The sequence below is a fragment of the Variovorax sp. 20P10.2.4 genome (assembly GCF_058244205.1).
The window spans coordinates 1-13,600 of sequence record NZ_JBZAYE010000160.1 but is presented as its reverse complement, the minus strand read 5'-3'; the positions used below and the strand labels follow the sequence as shown (position 1 = coordinate 13,600).

At 69.8% G+C, this 13,600-nt stretch carries 12 protein-coding genes and 1 pseudogene; 8 read left to right on the top strand and 5 right to left on the bottom strand.

Annotation, left to right across the window (positions count from 1 at the left end; all coding sequences use genetic code 11):
• The 4 genes from AC27VN_RS17030 to fabG form a co-directional block, all read left to right on the top strand.
• A partial coding sequence (locus AC27VN_RS17030) for a polysaccharide deacetylase family protein (protein ID WP_490877289.1) occupies window positions 1-698 on the top strand: 698 nt, incomplete at its 5' end.
• A complete protein-coding gene (locus AC27VN_RS17025; protein ID WP_490877288.1) occupies window positions 695-1,459 on the top strand; it encodes a class I SAM-dependent methyltransferase in 765 nt (254 codons plus the stop codon). The genes AC27VN_RS17030 and AC27VN_RS17025, both read left to right, overlap by 4 nt.
• Window positions 1,456-1,932: a hotdog family protein gene (locus AC27VN_RS17020; protein ID WP_208513679.1), complete on the top strand. Its 477-nt coding sequence runs from the start codon at window positions 1,456-1,458 to the stop codon at window positions 1,930-1,932. Before AC27VN_RS17025 ends, AC27VN_RS17020 begins: the two co-directional genes overlap by 4 nt.
• Entirely contained in the window at window positions 1,929-2,660 is a 732-nt protein-coding gene (gene fabG, locus AC27VN_RS17015) for a 3-oxoacyl-ACP reductase FabG (RefSeq protein ID WP_296782834.1), read from the top strand. Before AC27VN_RS17020 ends, fabG begins: the two co-directional genes overlap by 4 nt.
• Window positions 2,661-2,667: 7 nt before the next feature.
• Here fabG and AC27VN_RS17010 read toward each other — a convergent pair whose 3' ends face one another.
• The 5 genes from AC27VN_RS17010 to AC27VN_RS16990 form a co-directional block, all read right to left on the bottom strand.
• The gene (locus tag AC27VN_RS17010; protein ID WP_093342156.1) at window positions 2,668-3,360 is read right to left on the bottom strand and encodes a P-loop NTPase family protein; all 693 of its coding nucleotides are present in this window, start codon (window positions 3,358-3,360) and stop codon (window positions 2,668-2,670) included.
• A gap of 49 nt (window positions 3,361-3,409) precedes the next feature.
• Window positions 3,410-3,640 (bottom strand): hypothetical protein, encoded by a 231-nt coding sequence (locus AC27VN_RS17005; RefSeq protein WP_490877287.1) that lies wholly within the window; start codon window positions 3,638-3,640, stop codon window positions 3,410-3,412.
• 120 nt (window positions 3,641-3,760) lie between these two features.
• Window positions 3,761-5,056, bottom strand: a complete 1,296-nt coding sequence (locus AC27VN_RS17000; protein ID WP_490877286.1) for a type II toxin-antitoxin system HipA family toxin — start codon at window positions 5,054-5,056, stop codon at window positions 3,761-3,763.
• Window positions 5,053-5,409, bottom strand: a complete 357-nt coding sequence (locus tag AC27VN_RS16995; protein ID WP_490877285.1) for a helix-turn-helix domain-containing protein — start codon at window positions 5,407-5,409, stop codon at window positions 5,053-5,055. The genes AC27VN_RS17000 and AC27VN_RS16995 overlap by 4 nt, the downstream gene beginning before the upstream one ends.
• Before the next feature lie 91 nt (window positions 5,410-5,500).
• The gene (locus tag AC27VN_RS16990; RefSeq protein WP_296782825.1) at window positions 5,501-6,259 is read right to left on the bottom strand and encodes a hypothetical protein; all 759 of its coding nucleotides are present in this window, start codon (window positions 6,257-6,259) and stop codon (window positions 5,501-5,503) included.
• A gap of 148 nt (window positions 6,260-6,407) precedes the next feature.
• Between AC27VN_RS16990 and smc the strand changes: the two genes are divergently transcribed.
• The 4 genes and pseudogenes from smc to AC27VN_RS16970 form a co-directional block, all read left to right on the top strand.
• Window positions 6,408-9,923: a chromosome segregation protein SMC gene (smc, locus tag AC27VN_RS16985; protein WP_490877284.1), complete on the top strand. Its 3,516-nt coding sequence runs from the start codon at window positions 6,408-6,410 to the stop codon at window positions 9,921-9,923.
• Window positions 9,924-9,936: 13 nt separating this feature from the next.
• On the top strand, window positions 9,937-11,034 hold the full coding sequence (locus tag AC27VN_RS16980; RefSeq protein WP_490877283.1) for a cell division protein ZipA C-terminal FtsZ-binding domain-containing protein: 1,098 nt from the start codon (window positions 9,937-9,939) through the stop codon (window positions 11,032-11,034).
• Window positions 11,035-11,114: 80 nt separating this feature from the next.
• Entirely contained in the window at window positions 11,115-13,208 is a 2,094-nt protein-coding gene (ligA, locus tag AC27VN_RS16975) for an NAD-dependent DNA ligase LigA (RefSeq protein WP_490877282.1), read from the top strand.
• A gap of 111 nt (window positions 13,209-13,319) precedes the next feature.
• Window positions 13,320-13,600 (top strand): annotated as a pseudogene (locus tag AC27VN_RS16970) (hypothetical protein); the annotation flags it as partial.

The window sequence follows — 13,600 nt, the reverse complement described above, 5'->3', positions numbered from 1 at the left end:
TTGGCGCGATCGTGCTCAACCATGCGTTGATCACCGCGGCCGGGCTCACGCCGCGCAGCCGCCTGTTGGGGCCCAATGTCACGCGGCTGCCCGCGGCGGCCGTCGCGCGTCGCGAGGTGGCGATCACCATCGACGACGGCCCCGAACCCGCGGTGACGCCGCGCGTGCTCGACCTGCTCGATGCCCACGGCCAGCGCGCCACCTTCTTCTGCATCGCCGAGCGCGTGCAGGCCCAGCCGGCGCTGGCGCGCGAGATCGTGGCGCGCGGCCACAGCATCCAGAACCACACGGCGCGGCACCGGCACAACTTCTCCTTCCTTGGCCCGCGCGGCTTCGCCAGCGAGATCGCGCAGGCGCAGCAGATCCTGGGCGAGGTCACGGGCCAGCGCCCGAGCTGCTTTCGCGCGCCGGCCGGGCTGCGCAATCCCTTCCTGGAACCGGTGCTGCACCGGCTCGGCCTGTCGCTCGTGAGCTGGACCCGCCGCGGCTTCGACACCCGCGAGGGCGATGCGCAGCGCGTGCTGGCGCGCCTGACGCGGGGCCTGGCGGCCGGCGACATCCTGCTGCTGCACGACGGCAATGCCGCGCGCACCGCCCGTGGAGAACCCGTATTGATGGAGGTACTGCCCTTGCTGCTCGAACGCCTGCGCGCCGATGGACTGCGCGCCGTGACCCTGCCCGAGGGGCTTCGGGAATGAGCGCCGTGCTCTCGACCGACGGCGCCTGGTGCGAGCTGCACGAGGCCGCCACCGATCCCTACAAAAAGGGCGGCAGCTTCGCCTGGCACTTCGCGCGCGGCAAGCTCGGGCGCGATCCGGTGTTCCGCGGCCTGCTCGAACGCGGGCTGATCGATGCGCAGCATCGCCGCGTGGTCGACATCGGCTGCGGCCAGGGCCTGTTCGCGAGCCTGCTGGCCTCGATGAGCCGTATGCAGCAGCAGGGCCGCTGGCCCGCCGGCTGGGGCGCCACGCCGAGCGCCGCCGAATACACCGGCATCGAGCTGATGCCCAAGGACGTGGCGCGCGCCGAGGCTTCGATCGGCCATCTCGAGCCCGCGCCGCGGCTGCTCTGCGCCGACATGTGCGCGGCCGACCTGCCCGATTGCGACCTGGTCGTGATCCTCGACGTGCTGCACTACGTGGACCATGCCGCGCAGGAAGGCGTGCTGCGCCGCGTGCGCGATGCGCTGCGGCGCGGCGGCAGTCCCCGGGCGCGGCTGCTGCTGCGCGTGGGCGATGCATCGAGCCGCCGCGGCTTCGCGATCAGCCAGTGGGTCGACCGCACCGTGACGCGCGTGCGCGGCCACAAGGTGTCGCCGACCTGGGGCCGTCCGCTGGCCGAATGGAAGGCGCTGCTCGAGCGGCTGGGCTTCGGCGTGCAAAGCATTCCGATGAGCGAAGGCACGCCGTTCGCCAACGTGCTGCTGGTGGCAGACCTTGCACCGGAGGGCGCGCGATGAGTTTCGTGCCACAGACGCTCGAGCGCGACGGCATCGCGCAGCGCATTCCGCACCGCGGCAGCATGTGCCTGCTCGAACGGCTCGAGGGCTGGGATGCCGAGACGATCCGCTGCAGCACCACGACCCACCGCCAGGCCGACAACCCGTTGCGCACGGCCAGCGGGCTGCTGGCGCCGAATGCCGTCGAATACGCCGCGCAGGCGATGGCGCTGCATGGCGGGCTGCTGGCGAGCGAAGGCGACAGGCCCTCAGCCGGCTTCCTCGCGAGCACGCGCAGCGTGCGCACGACGGTGGCGCGGCTCGACGAGGTCGAGGGGCGCCTGCAGGTCGAGGCGCGGCGGCTGTCGGGCGACGCCCAGCAGGTGATGTACGAGTTCTGGCTCAGGGACGGCGAAGGCCGTGCGCTGGCCGACGGCCGCGCGGTGGTGGTGCTGAACACGCCGCTGGCCCTGGACACCCCGAAGGAATCATGAGCCTCCAAGGAAAACGCGCCCTGATCACGGGCGCCAGCGGCGCGCTCGGCGCCGCCATGGCCGAGCGCTTCGCGCGCGACGGCGCGACCGTGCTGCTGCATGCGAACTCGCGCCCCGAAGCGGTCGAGCAGCTGGCCGCGAAGATCGCCGCGGCCGGCGGCAAGGCCGAATGCCATGTCTTCGACCTGCGCAGCGACGAGGCCTGCGCGGCCGCCTGCGCGCGCATGCTGGAGGCGGGGCCGGTGCAGGTGATCGTCAACAACGCAGGCGTGCACGACGACGCGGTGCTGCCGGGCATGCGCGCCGAGCAGTGGCACAAGGTGATCGACATCTCGCTCAACGGCTTCTTCCGCGTGACCCAGCCGCTGTTGCTGCCGATGCTGCGCACCCGCTGGGGACGCGTGCTCAACATCTCGTCGGTGGCGGCGCTGGTGGGCAACAAGGGCCAGGTGAACTACGCGGCGGCCAAGGGCGCGCTCAACAGCGCGACCAAGGCGCTGTCGCTCGAGGTGGCCTCGCGCGGCGTGACGGTGAATGCGATCGCGCCCGGGATCATCGCCTCGCCGATGGCCGACGCGGCGTTCGACCCGGCGCTGATCCAGCAGATGGTGCCCGCCAAGCGCGCCGGCAAGCCCGAGGAAGTGGCGGCGCTGGCGGCCTTCCTCGCGAGCGACGAGGCGGCCTACATCACCGGGCAGGTGATCTCGGTCAACGGCGGGATGATCTAGCTGGCGCTCAAAGCGGCAGCGTGTCGAAGGCCGCGTAGGCGGTCGCGAGCCACGACTTCACGCGCTGGCGTTCGAGCAGCCCCAGCGCATGCGGGCCTTCGCGGTCGTTCACGGCCTTCCAGAAGCTGGTGCTCTGCGCGTCGATCTTGCGCATGCTGGCCTCGTGCAGGCGCGGCAGCGCGATCACGCGCGCGCCGTTCGCGGTGGCCTTGGACATCGACTGCGAACCGAGCAGGGTGCCGAAGTCGCTGCCGCGGCCGTAGTTCTGCACCACGATGTAGTTGGGCCGCTTGCCGAAGGTATCGACCAGCGTGCCGAGCAGGTCGGAGGAGTCCTTGCCGTCGTCGAGCACGTGCCAGAAATTGACGGTGACGCCGATCTCGGCGAAGACGTCGAACAGGTCGGATTCCTTGATCCAGCGCGCCAGCGGCGCCAGCGTCTGCGCCGCGAGGTCGACGATCACGCTCTGCTGCGGATGGGTCTCGAAGCCGTTGACCACGGTGTCGAGCCCTTCGAAGCTGTCGACCACCACGGGCGAGGCGAAGCCTTCGTAGAAGCGGGTGAACGAGCTGTGCGAGCGATCGGTGTCGAAGCCCGTGAAGGAGCGGCTGTGGTCGATGAAGTACTGGGCCAGGACCCGTGCCGTGACCGACTTGCCGACCCCGCCTTTTTCGCCGCCGATGAAATTGATGGAGCTCATGGTGTCGCTGGTAGATGTGGAAGATTCAGGGAGCCGGCGACAGTTTGCCTCAGCTTCTGGTGGCGGACTCCCGACGCGAGGACGAATCGCCTGAATGGCCGTTGTCGACGTGGTCGTCGGGCTGGTCGCGCGGGGAGGGCGCCGCGAGGCTGCCGTCGCCGCCGATGTAGCGGCGCCTTGCGGCCGTGAAGGCGGCGCTGCCGGCACCGAGCAGGCCCAGGGCGGCGCAGGCCGCGCCCGCGTCGATCAACAACTCCAGAACCACGATACCGACTCGCATGCGCCAATTCCCGTCATGTTGCGTTGAACTATGTCACCTGGGCGGAAGCATCATCGCGGAAAGTTGTGCGCGTGTGTATCTCGTGCCTCGTGGCGATGCCGGCTCCGCCAGACTCGGGGCCTATTGGCCGCGCCGGGCCATTCCCTGCAGCAAGGGGTGGGATTGCAGGCGCTGCTGCAGCCGCGCCTTCCAGGGTGCGGGCAGGGTGGAGCCGTCGATCATCGCGGGCCACTGCTCGCGCGCGCGGCGCGCGGTGTCGCTGACCACGCGCCGCACTTGAGGTTCGTGCAGGCCGGCCGAGAAGCAGAAGGCGCGCACGTTAGCGGGGCTGAACAGGCCGCTGCGCCGGGGCGCGGCATGGCCCGTGGCGGGGAGCAGCGGGAGCGCATGACCCTCGACGCCTTGCAGCGCCGCATAGGCCACGATGTCGTAGGCCGGCGCGAAGCGCGGCGAGGCACCGTCGGGATAGAGCACGCCGAAGTTCTTCAGGTGCGCATCGGGGTTGCCGAGCAGTTCGTTGACCGCGAGCCGGCGCACCAGCTCGAGCACCGCCTCCTCACCGAGCGAGGGAAAGGCCCGCATCGCGAGCGCCATGTCGAGGTAGCTGCCGCCGTACTTGTGCAGCGGATCGAAGCCCAGCACCTGCGCGAAGTCCTCGAAGTGGATGCGGTGCGCGCCTTCGCGGTCGAAGCGCGTAACCGCGAGGAACTCGGGCTCGTCGGGCAGGGCGTAGCTGTGCTCGGCTGAAATTGCAGACAGCGGCGCGAGTTCGGCATGGCAGACCTCGACACCCGCGGCGGCGGCCATCTGCAGCGAGAGCATCTCCAGCTGCGGCATGTGCGGCCGCCCGGCCACCGGCAGCTTGGCGATCACGCGCGTGCTGGCGCCGGCGCGGGTGCGCGCCACGTAGCGTCCGCCCTGGCGGCGCAGGCCCAGCTTGGGCTGCACGCCCGACACCGAGATGCCCTGCGGCATCGGCAGCTCGACCACCGACATCTCGAGCGCGTCCTGGTCCTGAGTGATGAGCCGCTGCAAGGTGGCGCGGTCCACCGACACCGGGCGCGCGCTCACCGCGCCGGGCAGGTCGCCGCCGCAGGCCGCTAGCAGCTCGAAATGGTCGTTCTCGCGGCAGCCGCGTAACTGCGCGATGTGGCTGCGCAGCACGCCTTCGGGCAGCAGGTTCTGGAAGAAGCGCGGCAATTGGCCGCCCTGCGCGTTGAACAGCGGATTCTTGATGTCGCTCCAGAGGGCCGCCTGCGAGGCGGCATCGTTCGCCACCATCGAGAGCGACAGCACCTCGGCCGGCGGCGCCGCGACGATCTCGGGCTCGGCCACGAAGCGGCACAGATCGGCGTACTGGAACAGCTTGCCGAAGCGGCGCGTGCCGAGCGCGATTTCGAGGATCTTGACGTTCATGGCGAGCGCTTGCGCGAGCCGCGGGGGGCCGGAGTTTCGCGCAGGTACGGCGGCGGCTCGGGCGGCAGCGCCAAGGCGGCTACCGCGGTACCCACGCGCGTGGCAACGGGGCGGTAGCCAGCATCGGCGTCGAGCACGGCGCTGGCGCCGAAGCCCTTGGGCACCAACTGAAGCTCGAGCCCCAGCGCATCGACCAGTGCGAGCAGCGAGGACATCTGCGGATTGCCCTGTGGCCCGAGCGCGTTGCGCACCGAACGCTCAGTCAGGCCCGAGCGCTGCGCGACCTCGGCGCCGGAGAGGCCGGAGGCCTCGCGGCGGGCGATCAGCGCGGCGATCAGTTCCTGCTTGGTCATGGAAAGATATTACCGCAAATGACCAATTCGGAAATATGTTTCCTAAGGCATCTCTGGGCCGAGGCGACGGCGGCGTGCCGTCCGCCCGGATTCAGCGCGGCACCAGCGTGAAAAAGGGCATCACCACGCCCATCACCCAGTTCTGCCCGAAATCGAGCGCCGCGCGCCGGTACTTTTCGTCGGCCTGGGCCGCCAGCAGGTCGAGCCGCGCGACCACTTTCGACAGCTCGCGGTCGGCCACGAGGTTGCGGCCGCGTTCGCTGATCTCGGTGGCCAGCAGCAGCGGCTGGCCGTCGGGGCCGGTCTTGGAGGCGATCAGCCACAGCGAGATCTCGAAGTTGCGCGCGGCCCGGTAGCTGTTCTCGGCATTGATGCCGTCGATCATGCTTTGCTCCCAGGTGTCGCCATTGGCCTGCTTGAGCATCGAGGCCCAGCCCACCACCAGTGCCGCCACGCGGTCGCCCTGGTAGCCCTGCGGCCCGGTGTCGAAGGCCAGGCGGATCGCCTCGATGCCGGTGACGCCGTGCAGCTCGGGCAGGTCGGGGCCCTGCGTCACGGCGGCCCAGGCGCGCTGGCTGGCGGCGTCCATGCTGGCGGCCGATTTGCGCCATTCGCGAGGATTGCGCCGGTAGAGCGTGGTCTGCACGCGCCGTATCGATTCGAGGTTGTCGCGCAGCGAGAGGTTGGCGATGCGGTTGGCGCTCGACTGCAGCCATTCCTGGTTGGCGTAGGGCTCGGCGCGCTGGGTGTTCTGGAACGCGCCGCAGCCGCCGAGCCCGAGCAGGGCACCGGTGCCCGCGAGCAGCCAGGCGCGGCGGTCTTTCAGGGGAGAAACCGAGGATTCGCTCATGCCCTGACGTTATCATCCACGGCTGGGGCGGCGGCCTGCTTCAAGCGGCGGGCCCGTGCAATTTTCCTTACAAATCAATACCTTGGCGTTAATTGTTGAGCCGCCTTCCAGGGCGGGGACACACTGACCCAGGACAGGCCGACAAGTCGTGCGTCTCAATTCCATCAAGCTCTCGGGCTTCAAGTCGTTCGCCGAACCCACCAACTTCCTGCTGCCGGGCCAACTGGTCGGGGTGGTCGGGCCCAACGGTTGCGGCAAGTCGAACATCATGGATGCGGTGCGCTGGGTGCTGGGCGAGTCGCGCGCCTCGGAACTGCGCGGCGAGTCGATGCAGGACGTGATCTTCAATGGCACGACCACGCGCAAGCAGGCCAGCCGCTCGAGCGTGGAACTGGTGTTCGACAACGCCGACCACCGCGCTGGCGGCCAGTGGAACCAGTTCGGCGAGATCGCGGTGCGGCGCGTGCTCACGCGCGACGGCACCAGCAGCTACTTCATCAACAACCAGCCGGTGCGCCGGCGCGACGTTCAGGACGTGTTCCTCGGCACCGGCCTCGGCCCGCGCGCCTACGCCATCATTGGCCAGGGCACGATCAGCCGGATCATCGAATCGAAGCCCGAGGAACTGCGCCTGTTCCTCGAGGAAGCCGCGGGCGTCTCGAAGTACAAGGAACGCCGCCGCGAGACCGAGAACCGCCTGGGCGACACGCGCGAGAACCTGACCCGCGTCGAGGACATCCTGCGCGAGCTCAACGCCAACCTCGAGAAGCTCGAGAAGCAGGCCGAGGTGGCCGCGCGCTACAACGCGCTGCAGGGCGACGCCACGAAGAAGCAGCACCAGCTGTGGTTCCTCAAGCGCGCCGAGAGCGAGAGCGACAAGGCGCGCATCAAGGTCGAATCCGAGAAGGCGATCAACGACCTCGAGTCGCGCACCGCCGACCTGCGCCACATCGAGAACGAACTCGAAACCGTGCGCCAGGCCCACTACGGCGCCGGCGACCTGGTCAACCAGGCCCAGGGCAAGCTCTACGAAGCCAGTGCCGAGGTCGGCCGGCTCGAGGGCGAGATCCGCTTCGTGGTCGAGGGCCGCCAGCGCGTGGAGCAGCGGCTGGTGCAACTGCGCGAGCAGATCGCGCAATGGGACAACCGCCGCGTCGAAGCCGAGGCCGAGATCGAGACGCTGGCCGGCCAGGGCATCGACGCCGAGGAACAGGCCGTACTGCTGGCGGCCCAGCTCGAAGAGCACGACGCGCGCATGCCCGAGCTCGAGGAAGCGCAGCAGCGGGCGCAGGACCAGGCCAACGCGCAGCGCACGGCCGTGGTGCAGGTGCAGCAGCAGATCCAGGTGCTGGCCGCCGACCAGCGCAACATCGAGGAGCAGTCGCGCCAGCTCAACCAGCGCAGCGAGCGGCTGCGCGCCGACCAGAAGGGGCTGGCCGCGCCCGACGAGGCGAAGCTGGTGGCGATGCAGGAACAACTCGAGGCCGCGCAGGAAGCGGCCAGCGAGGCCGATGCGCGGTTGCAGGACCTGCAGGAAGCGGTGCCGCGGCTCGACGACGACCGCCGCATGCGCCAGCAGGCGGTGAACAGCGAGGGTGCGCGCCATGCCGAGCTGTCGGCGCGGCTCGAGGCGCTGCGCGCGCTGCAGGAGAAGGTCAAGACTGACGGCAAGCTCGCACCCTGGCTCGCCAAGCACGGGCTTGACGGCCTGCAGGGCCTGTGGAGCCGCATCCACATCGAACAGGGCTGGGAGAACGCGCTCGAGTCCGCGCTGCGCGAGCGCCTGGGCGCGCTCGAGGTCAGCCGGCTCGACATGGTTCGCGCCTTCGCCAACGACGCGCCGCCGGCCAAGCTGGCCTTTTACAACCCGCCGGTCGCCGGCGTACCCGAGGGCGCCGCCAATCTGCCGCGGCTGTCGAGCCTGCTGCGCCTCAACGACGCGGGCCAGCAGGCGCTGCTGGCCGACTGGCTGCATGGCTGCTACACCGCCGCGAGCTTCGAGGAGGCGCTGGCACAGCGCGGCACGCTGCAGCCCGGCGAGACGATCTACGTGCAGAGCGGCCATGCCGTGAGTTCGCACGGCGTCAACTTCTACGCCCCCGATTCCGAGCAGGCCGGCCTGCTGGCGCGCCAGCAGGAAATGGAGAACCTCGACCGACAGCTGCGCGCCCAGGCGCTGATCAGCGAAGACGCGCGTGCCGCGCTGGTACGCGCCGAAGCCGCCTACGCCGACGCCGCGCAGCGGCTGGTGTCGGCACGCCGCGAAGCCGCCGACACGCAGTCGCGCGCGCACGAGCTGCAGGTCGAGACCCTGCGCCTTACGCAGTTGGCCGAGCAGACCCGCGCGCGCAGCGAGCAACTCGCGGCCGACCTCGGCGAGGTCGACGCCCAGCTCGAGGAACTGCAGGAGCGCCGTATCGCCGCCGAGGGCCGCTTCGAGGAGCTCGACATGCAGCTGGCCGACAGCCAGGAGCGCCATGCCGAACTCGACGAACGCGTGATCGAGGCCGGGCGCGCGCTGACCGCCAGCCGCGAGCAGCATCGCAGCCTGGAGCGGCAGGCGCAGGAAGCCACCTTCGCGCAACGCACGCTCGACGCGCGCCGCGGCGAGCTCAACCGCTCGATCGAGACCGCGTCGCAGCAGACCGTGGCGCTGACCGACGAGGATGAACGCGCCCGCGGCGAACTGAGCCGGCTGTCGGATGCCGCCGCCCAGGCCGGGTTGCAGGACGCGCTCGCGCTCAAGCTCGAACGCGAGACCGCGCTGGGCGCCGCGCGCAGCCAGTACGACGACCTCACGCTCAAGCTGCGCGCGAGCGACGAGCGTCGGCTGCAGCTCGAGCGCGAACTCGATCCGCTGCGCCAGCGCATCACCGAATTTCAGCTCAAGGAGCAGGCCTCGCGCCTGGGCTTCGAGCAGTACGAACAGCTGCTGGCCGATGCCGGTGCCGACCTTGAGGCCATCGCGCTCTCGATCGAGACCGACAAGGTGCGACTGACCGGCCTGCAGGGCGAAATCGACCGCCTGAACCGCGAGGTGGTGGCACTCGGCGCGGTCAATCTCGCGGCGCTCGACGAGCTCGCGGTGGCGAGCGAGCGCAAGGTCTTCCTCGATGCCCAGTCGGCCGACCTCAACGAGGCGATCACCACGCTCGAGGACGCCATCCGCAAGATCGACGCCGAAACGCGCGACCTGCTCGGCGGCACCTTCAAGACCGTGAACGAGCACTTCAGCCGCATGTTCCCCGAGCTGTTCGGCGGCGGCAACGCCAAGCTGATGATGACCGGCGACGAGATCCTCGATTCCGGCGTGCAGGTGATGGCGCAGCCGCCGGGCAAGAAGAACCAGACCATCCACCTGCTGTCGGGTGGCGAGAAAGCGCTGACCGCGATCGCGCTGGTGTTCGCGATCTTCCAGCTCAATCCCGCGCCTTTCTGCCTGCTGGACGAGGTGGATGCGCCGCTGGACGACGCCAACACCGAGCGCTACGCCAAACTCGTGACCGCCATGAGCCGCGAAACCCAGTTCCTCTTCATCAGCCACAACAAGATCGCCATGGAAATGGCCGAGCAACTGATCGGCGTGACGATGCAGGAGCAGGGCGTGTCGCGCATCGTCGCGGTCGACATGGAAGCGGCGGCCTCGATGGTCGAGGCAGCCTGAGGCGCGCGCACCCATGAGCAATCTCACGCTTGCCCTGGCCATTCTCGGTGGCCTCGTCCTCGCGGCCGTGATCGGCTACGACGCCCTGCGCTCGCGCCGCAACGCACCGCGCCAGCCCGATGCGGCCGACGGCGAACCGGCCGATGCGCAGCGCGCACCGTCCGACGACGGCTACGAGCCGGTGATGCACATCGATCCGCGCCAGGTGCCGACGCACGACCGGCACGAACCGCTGTTCGATCCCGACCTGCCGGCGCCCGGCACGCTGCCGGTGCCCACGGGCGAACGGCGCGGCGGGCTCGATCCATTGATCGACGTGATCGCGCCGATCTCACTCGACGGCCTGGCCTCGGGCGATGCCGCGATCGCCGCCATGCCGCCGACGCGCCGCGCGGGCAGCAAACCGGTCGCCATCGAGGGCCTGAACGAGCACTCGCGGCAATGGGAGCCGCCCGTGCCGGGACAGCGCTACGGCGCGTTCCAGGTCGGCGTGCAGCTGGCCAACCGCACCGGCGCGCTCAACGAGATCGAGTATTCCGAGTTCGTGGTGAAGGCCCAGGCCTTCGCCGACACGGTGAACGGTGCGCCCGAATTTCCCGAGATGCTCGACGAGGTGGCGCGCGCCCGCGAGCTCGACCAGTTCGCCAGCGCGCACGATGCGCAGCTGGGCTTCGTGCTGCGCGCGCTGCATGCGGCCTGGAGCCCGGGCTACGTGCAGCAGAACGCGGCGCGGCTGGGCTTCGTGGCCGGCATCATCCCGGGCCGCATGGTGCTGCCGACCAGCGAACTGGGCCTGCCGCCGATCCTGGGCCTGGCCTTCGACACCCAGGCCGCGCTGGCCGACGATCCGGCGCAGTCGGCGATCCGCGAACTGAGCCTGAGCCTCGACGTGCCCCAGGTCGACCGCGGCGAACAGCCGTTCACGCGCATGCGCGAGATCGCCGCCACGCTGGCGCGCGAAATGGACGGCGTGGTGACCGACAGCGACGGCCAGCTGCTGCGCGACGAGACCATGGACGCCATCGGCGCCGACCTCGAGCAGCTCTACGACACGCTCGACGCGCGCGACCTCGCGGCGGGCTCGCCGCTGGCGCGCCGCCTGTTCAGCTAAGCCGTTCCCGCCATGCACAAGGCCGCCCAGCCCGCCACGAAGCGGTCCGGCGGCCGCATCGTTTTTTCGGAAGACACCCCATGACCACGCGCGACGAAGCGGCCCGCGAAGCCGCCGACCTGAGCGAGAAGCTCCACCACAACGCCTACCTCTACTACGTGCTCGATGCGCCCGCGCTGCCCGATGCCGAGTACGACCGGATGTTCCAGCGGCTGCAGGCGATCGAGGCCGAGTTCCCCGAGCTGCGCACGCCCGACTCGCCGACGCAGCGCGTGGGCGGCAAGGTGCTCGACGGCTTCGTCAAGGTGCGCCACAAGGTGCCGATGCTGTCGATCCGGACCGAGACCGACATCACGCCCGGTGGTGCCAGCAGCTTCGACGCGCGCGTGCGGCGCGAGCTCGGCCTGGCCGAGGACGGTCCGCAGATCGCCTATGTCTGCGAACTCAAGTTCGACGGGCTCGCGATGAACCTGCGCTACGAGCACGGCGTGCTGGTGCAGGCCGCCACGCGCGGCGACGGCGAGGTCGGCGAGGAGGTCACGCAGAACATCCGCACCGTGCGCGAGATCCCGCTGCGTCTGAAGGGCAACGCGCCGCCGGTGGTCGAGGTGCGTGGCGAGGTCTACATGAAGCGCGCCGACTTCGAGGGGCTCAACGAGCGCCAGCGGCAGAAGATCGCGGCCGGCCAGAAGAACGAGAAGGTGTTCGTGAACCCGCGCAACGCGGCCGCGGGCGCGGTGCGGCAGCTCGACCCGGCGATTGCCGCCGAGCGACCGCTGAGCTTCTTCGCCTACGGCCTCGGCGAGGTCACGCCGCCGGCCGAGGGCGGGCCCGACTGCCCGACCCAGTTCGACTGGCTCCAGCAGTTCCATGCCTGGGGCTTCCCGGTGGCGATACAGACCGCGCGCGCGACCGGCGCGATCGAGCTGATCGCGTTCCACGAGAACATCGGGCGCCAGCGCGACAGCCTGCCCTACGACATCGACGGCGTGGTCTACAAGGTCGACAGCGTCGAGCTGCAGCGCCAGCTCGGCTTCGTCTCGCGCGAGCCGCGCTGGGCGGTGGCGCACAAGTACCCGGCGCAGGAACAGATCACCGAGGTGCTCGGCATCGAGGTGCAGGTCGGGCGCACCGGCAAGCTGACGCCGGTGGCCAAGCTGGCGCCGGTGTTCGTCGGCGGCGTGACCGTGACCAACGCCACCCTGCACAACGAGGACGAGGCGCGCCGCAAGGACGTGCGCGTGGGCGACCGCGTGATCGTGCGCCGCGCGGGCGACGTGATTCCCGAGGTGGTGGGCGTCACGCCCGAGAGCCTGGCTCGGGCCGAGGGCGAACGCGGCGCCATCTTCACCATGCCGCGCAAGTGCCCGGTCTGCGGCTCGGATGCCGTGCGCGAGGAGGGCGAAGCCGACTACCGCTGCACCGGCGGGTTGTTCTGCGGTGCCCAGCGCAAGGAGGCGATCCTGCATTTCGCGGCGCGCCGCGCGGTCTACGTCGACGGGCTCGGCGACAAGCTGGTCGAGCAGATGGTCGATGCCAACCTGATCCGCACCTTGCCCGATCTCTACAAGCTGGGCTTCACCACGCTGGCGGGGCTGGAGCGCATGGCCGACAAGTCGGCGCAGAACCTGGTCGACGCGCTCGAGGCCTCGAAGAAGACCACGCTGCCGCGCTTCCTGTTCGGCCTGGGCATCCGCCATGTGGGCGAGAGCACCGCGAAGGACCTGGCCAAGCACTTCGGCAAGCTCGACGCGATCATGGATGCGAGCGAGGAGCTGCTGCTCGAGGTCAACGACGTCGGCCCGGTGGTGGCGCAGAGCCTGCGCACCTTCTTCGATCAGCCGCACAACCGCGAGGTGGTCGAGCAACTGCGCGCCTGCGGCCTGAGCTGGGAGGAGGGCGAGCCCGCGGCGCGCGTGCCCAAGCCGCTGGCGGGACTGACCTTCGTCATCACCGGTACCCTTCCTACGCTGAGCCGCGACGATGCGAAGGACAAACTGGAATCGGCCGGAGCCAAGGTGGCCGGCTCGGTCAGCAAGAAGACCCACTACCTGGTGGCCGGCGAGGAAGCCGGCAGCAAGCTCGACAAGGCGCGCGAGATCGGCGTCGAGGTGATCGACGAGGCGCGTATGCTGGACATACTCGCCAACGGCGTGCCTCCGGCTGCGGAGTGAGGGGACGGCCTCTCGACTTACCGGCCGTTACGCGACTTCACACCAGCGCAGTCAACAGGGCCTACAAGCTGGTACGTTGAATGAACGCAGAAGGCTGACAAGGAGACCCTCATGCAGAAAACTCGTGTTCTCGGTTTATGCCTCGCGGCCGGCGGCCTCGCGCTGCTCACAGGCTGCGTCGCGGTGCCCGGCGATCCGTACTACAACGGGGGCTACAGCGGGGGGTATTCGGATCCCTACTATTCCGATCCCGTCGTGGTGCAGCCCGCGCCCGTGTACATCAACGGCGGCGGCACCTACTACGACCGCCGTCCCTATTACCGCGATCGGCCGTACTACGGACGTCCCGCCTATCCGTACCCGTCCCGTCCGGGCTGGAACGGCAATGGCGG

Excerpts from the sequence above, each read along its gene's own strand:
- AC27VN_RS17025 (WP_490877288.1), top strand. The coding sequence starts at position 695 with ATGAGCGCCGTGCTCTCGACCGACGGCGCCTGGTGCGAGCTGCACGAG.
- AC27VN_RS17020 (WP_208513679.1), top strand. The coding sequence starts at position 1,456 with ATGAGTTTCGTGCCACAGACGCTCGAGCGCGACGGCATCGCGCAGCGC.
- fabG (WP_296782834.1), top strand. The coding sequence starts at position 1,929 with ATGAGCCTCCAAGGAAAACGCGCCCTGATCACGGGCGCCAGCGGCGCG.
- AC27VN_RS17010 (WP_093342156.1), bottom strand. The coding sequence starts at position 3,360 with ATGAGCTCCATCAATTTCATCGGCGGCGAAAAAGGCGGGGTCGGCAAG.
- AC27VN_RS17005 (WP_490877287.1), bottom strand. The coding sequence starts at position 3,640 with ATGCGAGTCGGTATCGTGGTTCTGGAGTTGTTGATCGACGCGGGCGCG.
- AC27VN_RS17000 (WP_490877286.1), bottom strand. The coding sequence starts at position 5,056 with ATGAACGTCAAGATCCTCGAAATCGCGCTCGGCACGCGCCGCTTCGGC.
- AC27VN_RS16995 (WP_490877285.1), bottom strand. The coding sequence starts at position 5,409 with ATGACCAAGCAGGAACTGATCGCCGCGCTGATCGCCCGCCGCGAGGCC.
- AC27VN_RS16990 (WP_296782825.1), bottom strand. The coding sequence starts at position 6,259 with ATGAGCGAATCCTCGGTTTCTCCCCTGAAAGACCGCCGCGCCTGGCTG.
- AC27VN_RS16980 (WP_490877283.1), top strand. The coding sequence starts at position 9,937 with ATGAGCAATCTCACGCTTGCCCTGGCCATTCTCGGTGGCCTCGTCCTC.
- ligA (WP_490877282.1), top strand. The coding sequence starts at position 11,115 with ATGACCACGCGCGACGAAGCGGCCCGCGAAGCCGCCGACCTGAGCGAG.